At 76.8% G+C, this 650-nt stretch carries 1 protein-coding gene; it reads right to left on the bottom strand.

What is annotated here, in order from left to right:
* Positions 1 to 598: carbohydrate binding domain-containing protein (locus V7E46_RS33680; RefSeq protein ID WP_333771947.1), on the bottom strand; the 598-nt coding region annotated here is incomplete at its 3' end.
* Positions 599 to 650: the final 52 nt, after the last annotated feature.

A 650-nucleotide genomic window follows, 5' to 3' on the forward strand; every position in this document is an offset into this window, starting at 1 on the left:
GAGGTGCCGTCGGGGGAGTCGTCGGCGGTGTGGTGGGCGGGGTCGTGGCGCCGCCGCCGGGGCCGGTCAGGCTCAGGTCGTCCGCGTGGTAGGTGCCCTGGCCGTACCAGCCGTGGGTGAAGACGCTCACCGAGGTCGTGCTCGCGCCGGTCTTGAACGTGGTGGACAGCCGCGTCCAGGAGGCGGCGGACGGCGCCCAGGTGCTCGCGTTGACGCCGGTGCCGGTCGCGCCGAGGTAGACGTAGGAGCCCTGGACCCAGCCTGCGAGGGTGTAGGTGGTGTTCGGCTGCACGGTGACGGACTGCTGGCACTGCGCGGTGTCGGACGCGTCGGCGGCGCCCGCCAGTGCGGACGTGCCGGTGTGCACGGGCGCGGCCACCACGGAGCCCGCGGCGCACGTCCAGCCGCTCAGGGTGCCGGTCTCGAACCCGGGGTTCGCCAGCAGCTGCACGTCCGCGGCCGAGGCGTGGCCCGGGGCGGTGACCAGGGCGAGGCCGGCCGCGACGAGGGCGGCGGCGAGGGTCAGCGCCCCGCCGCGGCGGGCCGCCCGGCGGGACGCGGGTGGTCTGGTGGGGTGCGCGTGTGTGTTCTCGGGCATGGCTGGTCCTCCGGTGTGGGGTGCGGGGGTGGGGGGGAGCGCTCCCTCCGGG

This window comes from Streptomyces sp. IBSBF 2435 (assembly GCF_036815005.1).
In the GTDB taxonomy this organism is placed as follows: domain Bacteria; phylum Actinomycetota; class Actinomycetes; order Streptomycetales; family Streptomycetaceae; genus Actinacidiphila.